Genomic DNA, 16,834 nt, shown 5'->3' with positions numbered 1-16,834 from the left:
AGGCGGCGCCGGTTCGTGCATGCGCAGACCAGGCGACCGCCCTCACCGGCGGTCGTCTTCTCGTGTGCGCCGTCCGGTGGGGGCCCGATAGAGGGGCCACCGCGGTGGAGACCGTCCCACAGCAGGCGCTGACCAGCGAGTTCGTCACGGCCGGGGGCGTACGGGTGACCCGTACGGCCGTCCCGGTCGACTCCGAGCGCAAGTCCGGCGTGCTGAACGCCCTCGTCGCCGCCGTGGGGGAGCGGCGCGGCGGCGTGCTCAGCTCGGGCATGGAGTATCCGGGCCGCTACAGCCGCTGGCACATGGCCTACGTCGACCCCTGCCTGGAGATCGTCGCGCGCGGCCGGGCGGTCGCCGTGCGCGCCCTCAACGGCCGCGGCCGGGTCGTCCTGCCGGCCGTGGCCGCGGTGCTCCGCGGCGCCGGCGAGGTCCGCGCGGACGAGGCCGACCTGTTCGAGGTCTTCGTCCCAGCGGGGGAGGGATTCTTCCCCGAGGAGGAGCGTAGCCGCCAGCCGACCGTCTTCACCGCCCTGCGCGCCGTCGTCGGCCTGTTCGGCTGCGACGACCCGCACCTCGGCCTGTACGGGGCGTTCGGCTACGACCTGTCGCTTCAGTTCGAGCCGCTGCGGACCCGGCTGGAGCGGCCGGACGACCAGCGCGACCTCGTCCTGCACCTGGCCGACGAGATGGTCGTCGTGGACCGCAAGCGCGAGACCTCGCACCGGATCTCCTACGACTTCGAGATCGGCGGGGCGGGCGGGGCGAGCGGGGCGAGCGGGGCGCGGGGCGGCGGGTCGAGCACCGCCGGCCTGCCGCGCGGCACCGAGCCGACGCCCGCCCCGGTCCCGGCGGACGCGCTGCCTGCGCAGCCCGTCCCCGGCGTGTACGCGCGGATGGTGCGGGAGGCCAAGGAGAAGTTCGTCCGCGGCGACCTGTTCGAGGTCACGCCCGGCCACGCGATGTACGGGCGGTGCGACTCGCCCGCCGCGTTCTTCGAGCGGCTGCGCGAGTCCAACCCCGCCCCGTACGAGTTCCTGTTCAACCTGGGCGAGGGCGAGTACCTGGTCGGCGCGTCGCCCGAGATGTTCGTCCGCGTCACCGGCGACCGGGTCGAGACGTGCCCGATCGCCGGGACGATCAAGCGCGGCGCGGACGCGCTGGAGGACGCCGAGCAGATCCGCACGATCCTGTCGTCCGCCAAGGACGAGTCCGAGCTGACGATGTGCACCGACGTCGACCGCAACGACAAGTCGCGGATCTGCGTGCCCGGCAGCGTGCGCGTCCTCGGCCGGCGGCAGATCGAGCTGTACTCCCGGCTGATCCACACCGTGGACCACATCGAGGGCCGGCTGCGCCCCGGATTCGACGCGCTCGACGCGTTCCTCACCCACATGTGGGCGGTCACCGTCACCGGCGCGCCGAAGGCGTGGGCGATGCAGTTCATCGAGGACCACGAGGACTCGCCGCGCCGCTGGTACGGCGGCGCCGTCGGCTGCGTCGGCTTCGACGGGTCGATGAACACCGGCCTGACGCTGCGGACCGCGCAGATCCGCGACGGCGTCGCGACCGTCCGGGCCGGGGCGACGCTGCTGTACGACTCCGACCCCGACGAGGAGGAGCGCGAGACGCACCTCAAGGCCAGCGCGCTGCTGGGGGCGCTCGCCGCGTCCCAGGCGGACGCCGGGGCGGCGGACGGGGCGGCGCCGCTCCCCGCGCCGCCGGGGGACGGCCTGAAGGTCCTGCTCGTCGACCACGAGGACTCGTTCGTCAACACGCTCGCCGACTACTTCCGCCAGCACGGCGCGGACGTGGTCACGCTGCGGCACGGCTTCCCGCTGCGGATGCTGGACGAGCACGCCCCCGACCTGGTGGTGCTGTCGCCCGGCCCGGGGCGTCCGGACGACTTCGGCACCCGCGCGCTCCTGGACGCGCTCGCCGGGCGGGACCTGCCCGTCTTCGGCGTCTGCCTCGGCCTGCAGGCGATGGTGGAGCACGCGGGCGGCGAGCTGGCGCTGCTGCCGGAGCCGTCGCACGGCAAGCCGGGCCGGGTGAAGGTCGCGGCGGCCGGCTCCGGGGGAGGGCTGTTCGAGGGGCTCCCCGACGAGTTCACCGCGGCCCGCTACCACTCGCTGCACGCCACGCCGGACCGGGTGAAGGGGTTCCAGGTGACGGCGCTGACCGGGGACGTCGTGATGGCGATCGAGGACCCGGAGCGGCGGCGCTGGGCGGTCCAGTTCCATCCGGAGTCGATCCTCACCGCGGCGGGCACCGCCGGGCACCGGATCGTCGCCAACGTGCTCCGGCTGAGCCGTCCGCACGGCTGAGGCGGGCGCGCCCCCTTACCCCGTACATAACGGATAATTCGGTCATCCGATACAAGATTGCGGTTTCTTGGCATCCTGCTGGGGGACGCCGGGGGTCATGATGACAATCCTCTGGCTCATCGCCGTGATCCTGGTGATCGCCGGTATCTACGTGATCCTCGCCCGGCGCGACCTCCTCTGGGGCATCGTCCTGATCGTGGTCGGCCTGCTGGTCGGCCCCGGCGGGGTGAGCATCTTCACCTGACCCCCTTCCCCCGCGCGGCGGGAACGTGAACCCTGACGTGAACCGTCGGGTCTCGGTGCCGCCAGCGTTCCCATGAGCCGTGCACTGACAGGAAAGACCGCACTGGTCGCGGGCGGCACCCCGCGGCGCGGGCCGCGGCATCGCCGCCGAGCTCGGAGCCGCGGGCGCGACCGTGTACGTCACGGGACGGCCCACCCGGTCGCAGCGATCGGAGATGGGCCGTCCCGAGACCGTCGGCGAGACCGCCGAACCGGCTGCCGCCGGGACCCGCCGGGGGCCGGTTTGAGCGGGCCCCGACCGGTTATCGCGTTCTGACAGCCGAAAGGAGGAGCCGGCCATGCCGATGACGACCAAGAGCGGCAAGCCGATCCAGGACGAGCTGCCGGGCACGATCCAGCGCTCCCCGAAGGAGGCGCAGGAGACGTTCGCCAAGGCCCACGACTCCGCGGTCGAGACCTACGGCGAGGGAGAGCGCGCCCACCGCACCGCGTACTCGGCGCTCAAGCACAGGTTCGAGAAGCGCGGCGACCGGTGGGTGCCGAAGGGCCGCAAGGGCCCGTCCGACCCCCGGGCGAAGAACCCCGACGCCCGCAAGGGCAAGGGCAGGAGCTTCGGCGGCGTGGACGTCGAGGGCAGCAGCAAGAAGGAGCTGTACGACCGCGCCGCCGGCCTCGACGTCCAGGGCCGCTCGAAGATGAGCAAGGCGGAGCTGGCCGAGGCCATCGCGCGCAAGCAGGACTGAGCGGTCGCCGGGCGCCCGCCCGGCCGCCGCTCAGGCCGGCGGGCCGTACAGCCCGGCCAGCCGGGCGGCCTGCTCGGCCATCCGCGCCCGCAGTCCCGGCGGGGCCAGGACCTCGACCTCCGCGCCGAGCCGCAGCAGCTCGGCCGCGGCGACGGCCGCCGACTCGACCGGCAGCGTGGTCACCACCCAGCCCCGCTCGTCGGGGTCCCCGGCGTCCTCGGCGGCGCGCCGGGCGGCGTGCGGCTCGACCGCGTACCGCAGCAGCCGCATCCCGGCGGGGGAGAGCCGCACGGTGGCCTCCTCGCGCAGCATCGAGCGCACGAACGCCGCCGCCTCCGCGTGCCAGTGCGCGGCGAGGTCGAAGCCCTCGTCCCGGTCGAAGACGGGCCCGGTCGCCCGGACGCCGGCGACGCGGTCCACCCGGTAGGTGCGGAAGCCGCCGCCGACGCGCGCGACCAGGTACCAGGTCCCGTTCTTGAGGACGAGCGCGTACGGCTCCGCCGTCCGGACGACCTCGGCGTCCCCGCGCCGGTAGCGCAGCTCGACGGTCTCGTCCTGCCACACCGCGCGGGCCAGGTCGCGCAGCGGCGGCGGCGGCCCGCTCTCGCCGAACCAGCCCGGCGCGTCCAGCAGGAACCGCTGGCTCGCCCGCGCGGGGGCGTCCCGCAGCGCGGCGGGCAGCGCCGCGAGGACCTTCAGCTCGGCCGCCGCCAGCGCGCCGGCGCGCCCCATGTCCCCGGCGGGGCCGGGCAGCCCCGACAGGAACAGCGCCTCGGCCTCCTCGCGGGTGAGCCCGGTCAGCCGCGTCCGGTAGCCGCCGACGAGCCGGTACCCGCCGCCGCGGCCCTGGTCGGCGTAGACCGGGACGCCGGCCGCCGACAGCGCCTCCATGTCCCGGTACACGGTGCGCTCCGAGACCTCCAGCTCGCGCGCCAGCTCGCCCGCCGTCATCGCCTCCCGCGCCTGCAGGAGCAGCACCATGGAGATCAACCGGGCCGCGCGCACGGGTCCATCCTGCCGCAGCGGGGGCCGCGGCGGCATTTCTGACGGTTTCCTGGCAGGTTCGCCGTCTTTGCCTGTCACCGGGGGCGGGGCGGCTGTTAGCTTCGCGGACGTGCCTACCGAAACCACAACGATCGGGGCGTTCATCGACGCCCTCCCGAAGGTCGAGCTGCACGTCCACCTCGTCGGCTCCGCCTCGGTCCCCACCGTGCTCGAACTCGCCCGCCGCCACCCCGGCGGGCCCGTCCCCGCGGACGAGCGCGAGCTGCGCGCCTTGTACGCGTTCCGCGACTTCCCGCACTTCGCCGAGGTGTACGAGGCGGTGTCCTCCCTCGTCCGGACGCCGGAGGACGTCGGCACGCTCGTCCACGGCGTCGCCCGCGACCTCGCCGCGCAGAACGCCCGCTACGTCGAGCTGACCGTCACCCCGTACACCCACCAGCGGGCCGGGATGCCGATGCCCGCGATCACCGAGGCCCTCGACCACGCCGCGCGCGAGGCCCGCGAGCGGCTCGGCATCCGCGTCGCCTACGTCTTCGACATCCCCGGCGAGTTCGGTGCGGAGGGCGCGCGCGGCACGCTCGACCACGCGCTCGCCCACCCGCCCGAGGCGCTCGTCGGGTTCGGGATCGGCGGCATCGAGCAGATGCGCGCGCCGCACCGGGACGCGTTCCGCGACGCGTTCGCCGCCGCCCGCGCCGCCGGGCTGCGCAGCCTCCCGCACGCCGGCGAGATGACCGGGCCGGAGACGATCTGGGAGGCCGTCGAGGGCCTCGGCGCCGAGCGCATCGGGCACGGCACCAGCTGCCTGGACGACCCGCGCCTCGTCGCCCGCCTGCGCGAGACGCAGCTGCCCCTCGAAGTGTGCCCCACGTCCAACGTGTGCACGGGCCAGGTCGCCGACCTGGCCTCCCATCCCCTGCCGCGGATGCTGGCGGAGGGCCTGTTCGTCACGCTGAACAGCGACGACCCGCCGATGTTCGACACGACGCTGACCGGCGAGTACCGCGTTGCGGCCGAGGTGTTCGGGCTGGGCCGCGCGGAGCTGGCCGACCTGGCCCGCAACGCGGTGACCGCCTCGTCCCTCGACGAGGCGGGCCGCACGGCGATCATCGCCGACATCGACGCCCTGGCGTGACCGCGGGGCGCTAGCCCCAGGCCATGCGCCGCCACGGGCTGTCCGGGTCGTCGGCGAGGACGCGGTGGCCGGCGAGGGAGCGCTCGTACCATTCGCCGAACTCGCCCTCGTCGAACCGCAGCATCCGGCCGAGGACGTACCCGGCGGAGAACGACTCCCACGACGGGTAGATCTGATGGGCGCGGCGCCCCGCCGTGAGCACGCACTTCTCCGCCTCGTCGGCGTCGCAGTACCCGGCGTCCAGCCCCCACCGGGCCATGTTCACCGCGCGCCCGAGGTCGTAGCCGTGGACGCTCTCCACCCGCCCGTCGGGCGGGAGCAGGCCGTCCGCCCGGAACCGGGCCTCGTACCGCAGGACCGTGCCGGACAGCCCGACGACCTCCCGGACGGTCTCCTCGGCGATGTCGCGCTCGCCGCACCAGGCGGCGATCGCGGCGCGCCACTCCCGCTCGCCGCTGCCCCTCCCGCGCTGGTCGAGCACCATCTGGATCGCCGGGTCGCTGTCGCCGGCGTCGAGCAGCGCGTCCATCCGCTCCCGCCAGCCCCGGGCGTCGGCGACGCCCCAGTCCCGCTCCAGCAGGGCCCTGCCGTCGCCCCGGCCGCCGCCGAGCGCGTTCCAGGCGGTCCCGTTCCCGACGGCCAGGTGCGCGCCGACGGCGAGCGCAGCCGCGAGGCGTCCCCACGGGACGCCGTCCGGGTCGGTGACGAGGACGTCGTGGTCGCGGTCGGGCCGCCGCTCGGCGTCCGCGAGCAGCTTGGCGACCTGCCGGTACTCCGCGCCGCCCGGCGGCATCTGCGCGAGCAGCTCGCGCAGCGGCCGCGGCGCGTCCCGCGGCCCCGCGTCCCGGACGATCAGCCGCGCCGCGTGCAGCCCGGCGGCGCCCGACCGCTTCGGATCGCCCAGCGCCCCGAACGCGGACATGGCCGCCCAGGCGCGCCGCGCCGCCTCGCCGTACCGTCCCGCGGCGGCGAGGACGTGCGCCGCCTGCGCGTCCAGCCCCGCCCGCACCTCCGCCGGCAGCGACGCGGCGCCCCGGTCCAGCGTGTCGAGGGCGCGCTGCGCCTTCCCCACGTCCCCCGCCGCGGCGAGGGCCCGCGCGTACCGAGCGCGCGCCGCCGCGGCGGCCGTCCGGTCCCCGCGGGCCTCCATGGCGCCGGCGGCCTCCGCGAACGCGGCCGCGGCCTCCCCGGCCCGCCCCTGCCGCTCGTACTTCCGGGCACGCTCCACCAGGGCGCCCGCATCCCCCTGAACCGTCATCGAGTCCTCCATCCCGCACCGTACCGGTCCGGGGAACCGCCGCGGGGCCGTGCCCAGGTCGCGGGTGTCGCGGCGGGGTGGTTTCCTAGGGACGACGGAAACGATGCGTAGGGGGATACGAGAGTGAAGAGCGTCGAGCCCGAGGTGTTCCTCGTCGCAAAGCCCGAACTGGACTACGACGAGGTCGCCCGGTACCTGCGGGACGTGGGCGGGGACGGCTGGCTGGAGCGGCTCGACCGCGGCGACCTCGACGACGAGCTGAACGACCCGCAGAACCTCGCCGAGTTCGCGGGCCGGCTCTGCTACCGCTCCTGGGAGCCGGGCCTCAACCCCAACGTGACCAAGATCCGCACCGACTCGGGCCAGTACCTGCAGAACATCCTGCGCAGCCTGCACGGCTCGGTGCTGGAGCACGTCAGCTTCAGCTTCGTCCTGCACAACGTGAGCCGCGTGCTGACGCACGAGCTGGTGCGGCACCGTCCCGGCGTGGCCGTCTCGCAGGAGTCGCTGCGGTTCGTCCGCCTCCAGGACATCCCGTTCTGGTTCCCCGAGTGGGCGCGCGAGGACGCCGAGCTGATGAAGCGGGCCTCCGCGATGCTGGAGCAGATGGAGGAGTTCCAGGGCTGGATGGCGGCGCACTTCGGCCTCGACGACGAGGGCGTGCCGTTCAAGGAGAAGAAGCACAAGACCTCGTTCATGCGCCGGTTCGCCCCCGAGGGCGTCGGCACCGGCCTGGTCTGGACGGCCAACGTCCGCACGCTGCGCCACACCCTGGAGAACCGCACCGCGCCGGGCGCCGAGGAGGAGATCCGCCTGCTGTTCGGCAAGATCGGCGAGGTGATGCGCACGGAGGCGCCCGACCTGTTCGGCGACTACGTCGTCGAGGACGGCACGTGGACCCCCGAGTGGCGCAAGGTCTGACATCCGCCGGGATTGGGTCTAGGCGTACGGTGTATGTCTGCGGGATCATTCGACGCTATGCCTGACATCACGATCCCCGCGGGCGCGCGGGAGCTGCCGGGGTACCTCGCCGTTCCCGAGGGGGAGGGGCCCTGGCCCGGCGTCGTCATCGTGTTCGAGGCGATGGGCGCGAACGCGGACATGCGCGCCCAGGCCGACCGGTTCGCCGCGCAGGGGTACCTCGCCGTCCTGCCGGACCTCTACGACGGCGCCCCGTGGGTGCGGTGCGTGACCAAGGCGATGCGCGACATGCGCGCTCAGCGCGGCCCGACCTACGACCACATCGAGGCGACCCGCGCGTGGCTGGCGGGGCGCGACGACTGCACCGGCGACGTGGGCGTCTGCGGTTTCTGCATGGGCGGCGGGTTCGCGCTGGTCGCGGCGGCGAAGTACGACTTCAAAGCGGCCGCCGCCAACTACGGCATCCTGCCGCGGCGGCCGGCCGAGTCGCTGCGCGGAGCGTGCCCGATCGTCGGCGGCTACGGTGCCGCCGACCCGACGCTGCGCGGGGCCGCGGGCAGGCTGGAGCGCGCCCTCGCCGCCGCCGACGTCGCGCACGACGTGAAGGAGTACCCGGGCACGGGGCACGGCTTCCTCACCGGCTTCGCCCCGCCGGCCCCGCTGGGCCCGGTCGCGAAGATCGTCTTCGGGCTGGGCCGGGGCCGCGAGAACGCCGCCGACGGCTGGGACCGGATCTTCGCCTTCTTCGGCGAGTACCTCACTAAGAAATCTACAACGTAAAGGTGTCCGGCCGGCCGGATCAGGAGCGCAGCACGGCCTGGGTCTGGGTCACCTGGGCGACCCGGCGGCCGGCGGCGTCGTAGACGTCGGTCTGGACGACGATGGACGTCCGGCCGGTGTGCAGGGGGCGCGCGACCCCCTCGGCGCACCCCTCCCTGACGCCGCGGAAGAAGTTGGTCTTGGACTCCAGGGTCGTCGTGGACGTGTCCGGCGGGAGGTTGAGGAAGGCGCAGGCGGCGCCGAGGGTGTCGGCGAGCGCCATGAGGGCGCCGCCGTGCATGACGCCGCCGGCGGTGCAGCGGTCGGGGGCCCAGTCCAGCCGGCCGGTGACCTCGTCCGGTCCGGCCGTGTCGATGCGGACGCCGAGCGCGCGGGCGAACGGCATGGCGTCGGTCAGCTGGTCGGGGGTGAGCCCGGTGGTCATGGAGCCTCCTCGGCGGTCGTCTCGGGCCCACCCTGGCGGCCGGGCCTCCCGGCGTCCATTACCCCGGACGTCATCGCGGGCATGATCGGCGGGCGGGTAGCGTCCGGGGGGTGACGACGGCGTTGAGCGATGTGCGACCCATCGGGGACCAGCTGCGGGCCTGGCGGCAGCGGCGCAGGCTGAGCCAGCTGGAGCTGGCGTCGGAGGCGGACGTGTCGACCCGGCACCTCAGCTTCGTGGAGACGGGGCGGTCGGCGCCGAGCCGGGAGATGGTCCTGCGGCTCGCCGAGCACCTGGACGTGCCGCTCCGCGACCGCAACCTGCTGCTGGTGTCGGCGGGGTACGCGCCGGTGTTCGGCGAGACGCCGATCGAGGAGCCGCGGATGGACGCGGTGCGGGCGGCGCTGAAGCAGGTGCTGGCCGGGCACGAGCCCTATCCGGCGGTCGTGGTGGACCGGTTCTGGAACCTCGTCGACGCCAACGGCGCCGCCGCGTTCTTCATGGAGGGCGCGCCGCCGGAGCTGCTGGAGCCCCCGCTGAACGTGCTGCGGCTCAGCATGCATCCCGACGGGATGGCGAAGAACATCCTGAACCTGGCCGAGTGGCGCGCCCACATGATCGACCGGGTGCGGCGGCATGTGGCGCTGACGGCGGACGCGTCGCTCATCCAGCTCTACCGGGAGCTGCGGAGCTTCCCCGGCGACGTCGGGGAGGCCATGGCGCCGCCCGCCGACCACGACGTCTTCATCCCGCTGCGGATGCGGGTGGAGGGCCGGGAGCTGTCGTTCTTCAGCACGATCGCGACGTTCGGGACGCCCGTCGACATCACGGTCGCGGAACTGGCGATCGAGTCGTTCTATCCGGCGGACGCGGCGACGACGGCGTTCCTGCGGGAGCGCGCCGGCTGGTGACCGGGGCGTCGGCCGCGAGCAGGTCGTGGTGGACGTGCTGCAGCGGCACGCCGAGCCGCTGCAGGGCGGCGACGGTCCCCCGGACCAGCGGCGCGGGCCCGGCGACAAAGGCGGAGAGGCCGCCGGCGTCGTCCAGGAGGCCGGGCAGGACGTCCGGCACGTGGCCGCTCAGCGCGCTGCCCCCCGGTGACCGCGACAGGACGGGGATGACGCGCAGCCGCGGGCGGGCCGACTCCAGCAGCCGCAGATCGGGCAGGTCGTAGAGGTCGCCGGCGGTGCGGGCGGCGACCAGCAGGCGGACGCCGCGGCCGGACCCGGCGGCCTCCTCGGCCAGGGCCTTCATGGGGGAGAGCCCGGTGCCGCCGCCGATCAGCAGGAGGTCGCGGCGCGAGTCCGGGTCGAGGGTCATCGCGCCCTCGGCGGGCCCGAGCAGCACGGTGTCGCCGGGCGCGGTGCGGCGGACCAGCGCGCCGCTGACCCAGCCGCCGGGGCGGGCCCGGACGTGCAGGCGCAGCGTCCCGTCCGGGCGGGGCGCGTTCGCGATCGAGTAGGGCCGCCACTCCCGGGGCCAGCGGGCGGTCTGCACGCCGACGTGCTGCCCGGCGGCGTACGGGAGCGGCCGTTCGGGCCGCAGCGTGAGCACCGCGAGGTCGGGGGCGCGGCGGTCGTGCCCGGTGACCTCGGCGGCCCACCACGGCGGGGCCTGCGCGGCGTCCCGCTCGGCGGCGGCGATCATGGTGTCGGCGGCGTGCCGGTAGGCCGCGGTCCAGGCGTCCCCGGTCTCGGCCGTCCACACGTCGGCGGCGAAGAGGCGCAGCGTGGCGGTCAGCGCGGCGCCGACGGCGGCGTAGTGCTCGCGCTGCACGCCGTACTTGCGGTGGTGGCGGCCGAGCCGGTCGAGGTGGCCGACGAGTTCGTCGGGGTTGTCCTGGTTCCACACGATCCGGAGGAGCGCGTGGAAGAACCGGTCGTGCTGGTGGCCCATGGCGGGCGGGAAGAGGGCGCGCAACTGCGGCTCGGCGGCGAAGAGGCGGCCGTAGAAGAAGCCGGTGGCGCCCGCCGGGTCGGCTTCGAGCCGGGCGAAGCACTCCTTGACGGTGCGGGGTTCCGGTGACATGTCCGAGCTCGCTCCCGGCCCACTGCCCTGGGCCCTCGGGGTCCGGCACCGGCGGTCGCGGCGGGTCGGTGCCCGGCTTTGTGAAATTCTCTCGCCGGTGCGGGCGGGTTCTCAAGCGCGCGGCCGCGGGCGATCACCGATCGCCGCACTGTGTGACCGCCCGATCCTCGTGAGTGATCGGACGGCCGCCGGAGAGGAAACGCATACTGATCGGTATCGGCCGGGCGGGGCGGGCGGCCCGACGGACGGATCAGGGCGTGGAGGACGAAACCACTCCCCGGTGGAAGATTTCGGGTTTCTGCGCAGTTCGCGGCCGGGAACGTCCCGTCCGGCGCCCCGCGCGCGGTCGGTGGGACGGCGATCTGGCCGCTTCGGACTGCGAAGATCCGTCACGTACGGCAAGCTGGCCGGGAGAGAGGCCGGGGGCGGGACGGCGCCAGGGGGCGGGTGAGGCACGATGACGTGCGGCCGGAACCAGGCAGATCACCCGAAGAGGGCGCAGTCCCGCGGCCGGCGCTCAGCACAGGGGGAGAGACGCACATGTCCGAGGACGTCCGCGGGGCCCCCGGCCCCGCCGCCGAGGCCGGCGCGCCGCCGCTCATCGGCATCACCACCTACCAGGAGCCGGCCCGCTGGGGGGTCTGGGTGCGCGAGGCCGCGCTGCTGCCCGTGCCGTACGCGCGCTCGGTCGAGCGGGCCGGGGGGATCCCGGTGCTGCTGCCGCCGGCCGCGACCCTGCGCGGGGTCGACGCCCTGGTCGCGCGGCTCGACGGCATCGTCCTGGCCGGCGGCGGCGACGTCGGCCCCGACCTGTACGGCGCCGCCCGGCACCACGAGACGGGGCCGCCGCAGCCGCAGCGCGACCGGTTCGAGCTGGCGCTCGTCCGCGCGATCGTGGCCGCCGACCTGCCGTTCCTGGCGATCTGCCGGGGCATGCAGGTGCTGAACGTCGCGCGCGGCGGCGCCCTGATCCAGCACCTGCCGGAAGCCGTCGGGCACAAGGGGCACGCGCCGGAGGCCGGCATCGTCGGCTCGCACCGCGTGCAGATCAGCGCGACCAGCCTCGTCGGCGGGATCCTGGGCGACGCGGCCGACGTCCCCACCTACCACCATCAGGCGGTCGGGCGGCTCGGCAAGGGGCTGACTGCCGTGGCCTGGGCCGAGGACCAGGTGGTGGAGGCCGTCGAGCTGCAGGGCCACCGCTTCGGCCTCGCCGTCCAGTGGCACCCCGAGGAGGGCGACGACAGGCGCCTGTTCGAGGCGCTGGTCGCGGAGTCCGCGCGCCGCTGACGCGGGATTGACCGTCCGTTCCGGGGGAAAGGCGACCCCGGTGACAGAACGCGACATGTCCGGAGGCCGCATGCCCGTCCACCCGCAGACCGCGCGCTTCCTGGAGCTGCTCGCCGCCTGGACGGCGCCGCCGCCCGGGGCCCGCGAGGCGGCCGAGCCCACGATCGCGGAGATGCGGGAGCGGATCGGCGCGGCGTTCCCGGTCGCGCGGCGGGAGCTCGCGCGGGTGCGCGACACCGCGGTGCGCGGCCCCGGCGGCCCGGTGCCGGTGCGGCTGTACCGGCCGGCGCCGCCCGAGCGGGGCCCGCTGCCCGCGGTCGTCTACCTGCACGGCGGCGGCTGGGTGCTCGGCGGGGTCGACAACGTGGACGCCGCGTGCCGCGACCTCGCGTCCGCCGCCGGATGCGTCGTGCTGAACGTCGGGTACCGGCTGGCCCCCGAGCATCCGTTCCCCGCGGCCGTGGACGACGCGTGGGCCGTCGTCGCGTCCGCGGCGCGGGAGCCGGGCCGGTACGGCGCCGCCCCCGGCGCGCTGGCGGTGGCCGGCGACAGCGCGGGCGGGAACATCGCCGCCGCCGTGGCGCTGCTGGCCCGGGACCGGGGGCTGCCGCTCGCCCACCAGCTGCTCGTCTACCCGGTGACCGACACGGCGATGGACACCCCGAGCTGGCGGGAGTACGGGACCGGGTACGGACTGGACGCGGGCACCCTCGCCCGCTTCATGGACCTGTACCGGGGCGGCGCCGATCCCCGCGACTTCCGGCTCGCCCCGCTGCGGGCCCCCGACCTCGCGGGCGCCGCGCCCGCCACCGTCATCACCGCCGAGTGCGACATCCTGCGCGACGAGGGCGAGGCGTACGCCCGCCGCCTCGCCGCCGCCGGCGTGCCGGTCGCGCTGCGCCGCTACGACGGCGTCGTGCACTCCTTCTTCCTGCTGCCCGAGATCTTCGACGCCGGCGCCGAGGCGATGGAGTTCGCTGTGCGACGATTGCGCTCGGCATTCGGTGATCGTGAGCGGGAGGGCGAAGCGGTATGCGGTACGACGCGTACGAGCGGCTGAGGATCGACTGGGCGGCGGACGGGGTGCTGCGGGTCACGATCAGCACGCCCGGCAGGCTGAACGCCGTCGACGCCGACGGGCACCGGGAACTGGCGGAGATCTGGCGGGACGCCGACGCCGACGACGCGGTCCGCGCCGTCCTCGTGCGCGGCGAGGGGACGGCGTTCTCCGCCGGCGGCGACCTGGCCATGATCGAGGAGATGATGACCGGCCACGCCGCGCGCCGCCGGATCATGCGCGAGGCGCGGGACATCGTGATGAACGTGATCAACTGCTCGAAGCCGGTGGTCAGCGCCGTGCAGGGCCCGGCGGTGGGCGCGGGGCTCGCGGTGGCGCTGCTGGCCGACATCTCGGTCGCCGGCCGCACCGCGAAGATCATCGACGGGCATGTGCGGCTCGGCGTGGCGGCCGGCGACCACGCGGCGGTCGTGTGGCCGCTGCTGTGCGGGATGGCGAAGGCGAAGTACTACCTGCTGCTCAACGACGTCCTGACCGGCGAGGAGGCCGAGCGGATCGGCCTGGTCTCGCTCTGCGTGGACGACGGCGAGGTGCACGAGCGCGCCCTGGAGATCGCCGGGCGGCTCGCCGCGGGCCCCGCCGAGGCGCTGTCGTTCACCAAGCACGCGCTGAACAACTGGCTGCGGCTCGCGGGCCCGACGTTCGACGCGTCCCTGGCCATGGAGTTCTTCGGGTTCACCGGCCCGGACGTGCGGGAGGGCGTCGCGGCGGTCCGGGAGAAGCGCCCGCCCCGGTTCGGCTGAGCGGGTCTCCGGCGAACCGCCCGGCGAGGGCGTCCGGGCCGGGTGCGCGGGCGCCGCGGGTGAGGGTCTCGGCCATCGCCTCCTCGCCGGCGGCGTCCGCGGCGGTTGGCCGTCAGTACGACTTGGGCAGGCCCAGTTCGTGCTGCGCGATGTGCGCCAGGACGAGTTCCTCCGCGACGGGGATGTTCTTGGCGATGCGGGCATCGCGGAACATCCGCGCGATCGGGTACTCCATCGAGTACGCCATGCCGCCGTAGGTCTGGAACGTGCGGTCGGCGGCCTGCCAGGCCGCGTCCGCCGCGGTGAGCTTGGCGATGTTGGCCTCCGAGCCGCACGGGCGGCCGCGGTCCCACAGCCAGGCGGCCTTGTAGGTCATCAGCCGCGCCAGCTCCAGCTGCGCCTTGGCCTTGGCGAGCGGGAACGCGACGGCCTGGTTCGACCCGATCGGCTTGCCGAACGGCGCCCGCTCGTTGGCGTACTCGCAGGCGAGCTTCAGCACGAGCTCGCCGGAGCCCACGCCGCCTGCCGCGGCGAGGATGCGCTCGGGGTTGAGGATGTCCCACAGGACGAGGAACCCCTGGTCGACCTCGCCGAGGACGCGGCTCGCCGGCACGCGCACCTCGTCAAGGAACACCATGCTGGACGCGACGGTGTTGGTGCCGAGCTTGGGGATCGGCCGGTAGGTCAGCGTCCCGTCGGCGACGGCCTGCTTGACGTCCACCAGCAGGACGGTGAATCCGGACGTGCGCGGCCGCGCCTCGGCGGCCGGGATCGTCCGGGTGACGAGCACCAGGTGGTCGGCGCGCTCGACGCCGGAGATCCAGATCTTCTGGCCGCTGACGACGAAGTGGTCGCCGTCGCGCCGCGCCTGCGTGGTGATGTTGATGGCGTTGCTGCCCGCGTCCGGCTCGGTGATCGCGAAGCAGGTCTCGATCCCGCCGGAGGCGATCTCCGGCAGGAGTTCGCGCTTCTGCTCGTCCGTCCCGTGCCGGGCGATGGTGAGCCCGCCGAACGCGGGCGTCAGCAGGTACATGAACGAGGCCGCGCCGCCCGCGCCGCCCTCGGCGAGCGCCTCCAGGGCGACCGCCAGCTCCAGCAGTCCCTGGCCTCCGCCGCCGTACTCCTCCGGGACGGCCAGGGCGTGCCAGCCGCCCTGGACGAGCTCCCGCCAGACCTCCTCCGGCCAGCGCTTCTCCGCGTCGCACCGGCCCCAGTAGTCCTGGTCGTACTTCCCGGCGATCGCCAGCACGCCCTCGCGCACCGCCGCCGCGCTCTCCGGCAGGTCGAAGTCCACCGCGCCTCCCTCATCTCGCGTCCGCACCACGGTAGCCGATTCCAGTAAGTGGTCACTGACGCGGGGGCGGCGTCATTGAAGGCCGCCCCACCGGGTAGGCGAACGGACGGGCACCGACACGGAGGGGAGAGCCATGCGGCCGCGCGACAGGTGGATGCTGGCCGGCGGACGGTGGAGCCAGGGCACCGGGCAGGACGTGTTCACGATGACCGATCCGGCGACCGGCGAGCCGCTGGGGGTGGTGGCCGTGTCCGCCCCGGCGGACGTCGACGCGGCCATGGCCGCGGCGTCCGACGCCGCGCCCGGCTGGGCGGCCGCCCCGCCCGCCGACCGGGGCGCGGCGCTGCGCGCCGCCGCGCGGGCGGTCGAGGACGGCATGGACGAGCTGGCCGCGCTGGTGACCGCCGAGATGGGCAAGCCGTCCGGGGACGCGCTCGGCGGCGTCGAGGCCGGGATCGCGACGCTGCGCCAGTACGCCGAGCTGGGGCCGCTGCACGGCGGGCGCAGCCTGCAGGGCGGCTGGGACGCCGCCGACTTCACGGTCCGCGAGCCGCGCGGCGTCGTCGCGGTGATCACGCCGTGGAACGACCCGGTCGCCATCGCCTGCGGCCTGATCGGCGCCGCGCTGGTCACCGGGAACACCGTGGTGCACAAGCCGTCCGAGCGGACCCCGCACACCGGCGCGATGCTCGTCGAACTTCTCGCCGGAAGCCTGCCCGGCGGCGTCCTGAACATGGTCGTCGGCGACGGGGAGACGGGCGAGGCCCTGGCCGGCCACGCCGGCGCCGACGTCGTCGCGCACGTCGGCTCCACCTCCGCCGGGCGCCGCGTCGCCGAACTCGCCCTCCGCACCGGGGCCAAGACCCTGCTGGAGAACGGCGGCTCCGACCCGCTGGTCGTGGACGCGGACGTCGACCCCGGGTGGGCCGCCGAGCAGGCCGCGGTCGGGTGCTTCGCCAACGCCGGCCAGATCTGCACCTCGGTCGAGCGCGTCTACGTCCACAAGGCCGTCTCCGAGGCGTTCCTCGACGCGCTCGCCGACCGCGCCCGGAGCCTGCGGACGGGGCCGGGCGCCGACGTGTCCACCGAACTCGGCCCGCTCGTCGACGAGCGCCACCGCACCCACGTCCACCAGCAGGTCGAGAAGGCGATCGCGGACGGCGCGCGCCCGCTGACCGGCGCGCGGATCCCGGACGGCCCCGGCGCGTTCTACCCGGCGACGGTCCTCGCGGGCTGCGCCGACCACATGCCGATCATGTCGGAGGAGGTGTTCGGCCCGGTCGCGCCCGTCCGCACCGTGGCCTCGTTCGACCAGGCCCTGGACGCCGCGCGCCGCTCCCGCTACGGCCTCGCCGCGACCGTCCTCACCCGCGACATGGCGCACGCGCAGGCGGCCTGGCGCACGCTGAACACCGGCACCGTGAAGATCAACGCGGTGTTCGGCGGCGCCCCGGGCGGGGCGGCGACGCCGCGCCGGGCCAGCGGCCACGGCTTCGGCTACGGCCCCGAGCTGCTGGACGAGATGACGGCCGTGAAGGCCGTCCACGTCCAGGCCGCCATCCCCTGAC

The 16,834-nt window shown here is 75.0% G+C and carries 16 protein-coding genes and 1 pseudogene; 12 read left to right on the top strand and 5 right to left on the bottom strand.

Annotated elements, in window-relative coordinates; translation table 11 throughout:
• Positions 1-104 precede the first annotated feature (104 nt).
• From ACA511_RS35130 to ACA511_RS35115, 4 genes and pseudogenes are all read left to right on the top strand, one after another.
• On the top strand, positions 105-2,324 hold the full coding sequence (locus ACA511_RS35130) for an anthranilate synthase component I (protein WP_375029021.1): 2,220 nt from the start codon (positions 105-107) through the stop codon (positions 2,322-2,324).
• Between the two features lie 97 nt (positions 2,325-2,421).
• On the top strand, positions 2,422-2,568 hold the full coding sequence (locus tag ACA511_RS35125) for a GPGG-motif small membrane protein (RefSeq protein WP_165959128.1): 147 nt from the start codon (positions 2,422-2,424) through the stop codon (positions 2,566-2,568).
• 72 nt (positions 2,569-2,640) lie between these two features.
• A pseudogene (locus tag ACA511_RS35120) lies at positions 2,641-2,836 on the top strand (short-chain dehydrogenase); the annotation flags it as partial.
• Positions 2,837-2,905: 69 nt separating this feature from the next.
• A complete protein-coding gene (locus ACA511_RS35115; RefSeq protein ID WP_375029020.1) occupies positions 2,906-3,310 on the top strand; it encodes a ChaB family protein in 405 nt (134 codons plus the stop codon).
• Between the two features lie 30 nt (positions 3,311-3,340).
• Here the strand turns inward: ACA511_RS35115 and ACA511_RS35110 are convergent, their stop codons facing one another.
• Positions 3,341-4,315 carry a helix-turn-helix transcriptional regulator gene (locus ACA511_RS35110; protein WP_375029019.1) on the bottom strand — a complete coding sequence of 325 codons (975 nt, stop codon included), beginning with the start codon at positions 4,313-4,315 and terminating at the stop codon, positions 3,341-3,343.
• Between the two features lie 109 nt (positions 4,316-4,424).
• Between ACA511_RS35110 and add the strand changes: the two genes are divergently transcribed.
• Positions 4,425-5,450, top strand: coding sequence for an adenosine deaminase (add, locus tag ACA511_RS35105; RefSeq protein WP_375029018.1), 1,026 nt, complete (start codon positions 4,425-4,427; stop codon positions 5,448-5,450).
• 10 nt (positions 5,451-5,460) lie between these two features.
• Here add and ACA511_RS35100 read toward each other — a convergent pair whose 3' ends face one another.
• Positions 5,461-6,708, bottom strand: a complete 1,248-nt coding sequence (locus tag ACA511_RS35100) for a DUF1266 domain-containing protein (protein ID WP_375029017.1) — start codon at positions 6,706-6,708, stop codon at positions 5,461-5,463.
• Between the two features lie 123 nt (positions 6,709-6,831).
• On the opposite strand from ACA511_RS35100, the gene thyX reads away from it, so the two are divergent.
• Together thyX and ACA511_RS35090 are read left to right on the top strand one after the other, a co-directional pair.
• Positions 6,832-7,629: an FAD-dependent thymidylate synthase gene (gene thyX / locus ACA511_RS35095; RefSeq protein WP_375029016.1), complete on the top strand. Its 798-nt coding sequence runs from the start codon at positions 6,832-6,834 to the stop codon at positions 7,627-7,629.
• 57 nt (positions 7,630-7,686) lie between these two features.
• The gene (locus tag ACA511_RS35090; RefSeq protein WP_375029015.1) at positions 7,687-8,409 is read left to right on the top strand and encodes a dienelactone hydrolase family protein; all 723 of its coding nucleotides are present in this window, start codon (positions 7,687-7,689) and stop codon (positions 8,407-8,409) included.
• Positions 8,410-8,428: 19 nt separating this feature from the next.
• Here the strand turns inward: ACA511_RS35090 and ACA511_RS35085 are convergent, their stop codons facing one another.
• A complete protein-coding gene (locus ACA511_RS35085; protein ID WP_375029014.1) occupies positions 8,429-8,833 on the bottom strand; it encodes a PaaI family thioesterase in 405 nt (134 codons plus the stop codon).
• 131 nt (positions 8,834-8,964) lie between these two features.
• Between ACA511_RS35085 and ACA511_RS35080 the strand changes: the two genes are divergently transcribed.
• Positions 8,965-9,744 carry a helix-turn-helix domain-containing protein gene (locus ACA511_RS35080; protein WP_375029178.1) on the top strand — a complete coding sequence of 260 codons (780 nt, stop codon included), beginning with the start codon at positions 8,965-8,967 and terminating at the stop codon, positions 9,742-9,744.
• On the opposite strand, the gene ACA511_RS35075 is transcribed toward ACA511_RS35080, so the two are convergent.
• A complete protein-coding gene (locus ACA511_RS35075; protein WP_375029013.1) occupies positions 9,659-10,861 on the bottom strand; it encodes a globin domain-containing protein in 1,203 nt (400 codons plus the stop codon). The genes ACA511_RS35080 and ACA511_RS35075 overlap by 86 nt on opposite strands.
• A gap of 540 nt (positions 10,862-11,401) precedes the next feature.
• On the opposite strand from ACA511_RS35075, the gene ACA511_RS35070 reads away from it, so the two are divergent.
• Genes ACA511_RS35070 through ACA511_RS35060 form a run of 3 tightly spaced genes read left to right on the top strand, consistent with a single transcriptional unit; the run spans position 11,402 to position 13,972 of the window.
• Complete coding sequence (locus ACA511_RS35070) at positions 11,402-12,151, top strand: gamma-glutamyl-gamma-aminobutyrate hydrolase family protein (RefSeq protein WP_375029012.1); 750 nt, start codon at positions 11,402-11,404, stop codon at positions 12,149-12,151.
• Between the two features lie 40 nt (positions 12,152-12,191).
• The gene (locus tag ACA511_RS35065; RefSeq protein WP_375029011.1) at positions 12,192-13,211 is read left to right on the top strand and encodes an alpha/beta hydrolase; all 1,020 of its coding nucleotides are present in this window, start codon (positions 12,192-12,194) and stop codon (positions 13,209-13,211) included.
• Positions 13,184-13,972 carry an enoyl-CoA hydratase/isomerase family protein gene (locus tag ACA511_RS35060; protein ID WP_375029010.1) on the top strand — a complete coding sequence of 263 codons (789 nt, stop codon included), beginning with the start codon at positions 13,184-13,186 and terminating at the stop codon, positions 13,970-13,972. The genes ACA511_RS35065 and ACA511_RS35060 overlap by 28 nt, the downstream gene beginning before the upstream one ends.
• A gap of 112 nt (positions 13,973-14,084) precedes the next feature.
• On the opposite strand, the gene ACA511_RS35055 is transcribed toward ACA511_RS35060, so the two are convergent.
• The gene (locus tag ACA511_RS35055; RefSeq protein WP_375029009.1) at positions 14,085-15,266 is read right to left on the bottom strand and encodes an acyl-CoA dehydrogenase family protein; all 1,182 of its coding nucleotides are present in this window, start codon (positions 15,264-15,266) and stop codon (positions 14,085-14,087) included.
• A 133-nt stretch (positions 15,267-15,399) separates the two neighbouring features.
• On the opposite strand from ACA511_RS35055, the gene ACA511_RS35050 reads away from it, so the two are divergent.
• Entirely contained in the window at positions 15,400-16,833 is a 1,434-nt protein-coding gene (locus ACA511_RS35050) for an aldehyde dehydrogenase family protein (RefSeq protein ID WP_375029008.1), read from the top strand.
• The last annotated feature ends 1 nt before the right edge of the window (position 16,834 follow it).

Origin of the sequence: Actinomadura sp. GTD37, from assembly GCF_041951365.1 — a bacterium.
In the GTDB taxonomy this organism is placed as follows: domain Bacteria; phylum Actinomycetota; class Actinomycetes; order Streptosporangiales; family Streptosporangiaceae; genus Spirillospora.
Note: the sequence above shows the minus strand (reverse complement) of the source record. Positions and strands in the feature narration are given on the sequence as shown.

Excerpts from the sequence above, each read along its gene's own strand:
- ACA511_RS35050 (WP_375029008.1), top strand. The coding sequence starts at position 15,400 with ATGCGGCCGCGCGACAGGTGGATGCTGGCCGGCGGACGGTGGAGCCAG.
- ACA511_RS35085 (WP_375029014.1), bottom strand. The coding sequence starts at position 8,833 with ATGACCACCGGGCTCACCCCCGACCAGCTGACCGACGCCATGCCGTTC.
- ACA511_RS35060 (WP_375029010.1), top strand. The coding sequence starts at position 13,184 with ATGCGGTACGACGCGTACGAGCGGCTGAGGATCGACTGGGCGGCGGAC.
- ACA511_RS35125 (WP_165959128.1), top strand. The coding sequence starts at position 2,422 with ATGATGACAATCCTCTGGCTCATCGCCGTGATCCTGGTGATCGCCGGT.
- ACA511_RS35070 (WP_375029012.1), top strand. The coding sequence starts at position 11,402 with ATGTCCGAGGACGTCCGCGGGGCCCCCGGCCCCGCCGCCGAGGCCGGC.
- ACA511_RS35115 (WP_375029020.1), top strand. The coding sequence starts at position 2,906 with ATGCCGATGACGACCAAGAGCGGCAAGCCGATCCAGGACGAGCTGCCG.
- ACA511_RS35100 (WP_375029017.1), bottom strand. The coding sequence starts at position 6,708 with ATGACGGTTCAGGGGGATGCGGGCGCCCTGGTGGAGCGTGCCCGGAAG.
- ACA511_RS35075 (WP_375029013.1), bottom strand. The coding sequence starts at position 10,861 with ATGTCACCGGAACCCCGCACCGTCAAGGAGTGCTTCGCCCGGCTCGAA.
- ACA511_RS35090 (WP_375029015.1), top strand. The coding sequence starts at position 7,687 with ATGCCTGACATCACGATCCCCGCGGGCGCGCGGGAGCTGCCGGGGTAC.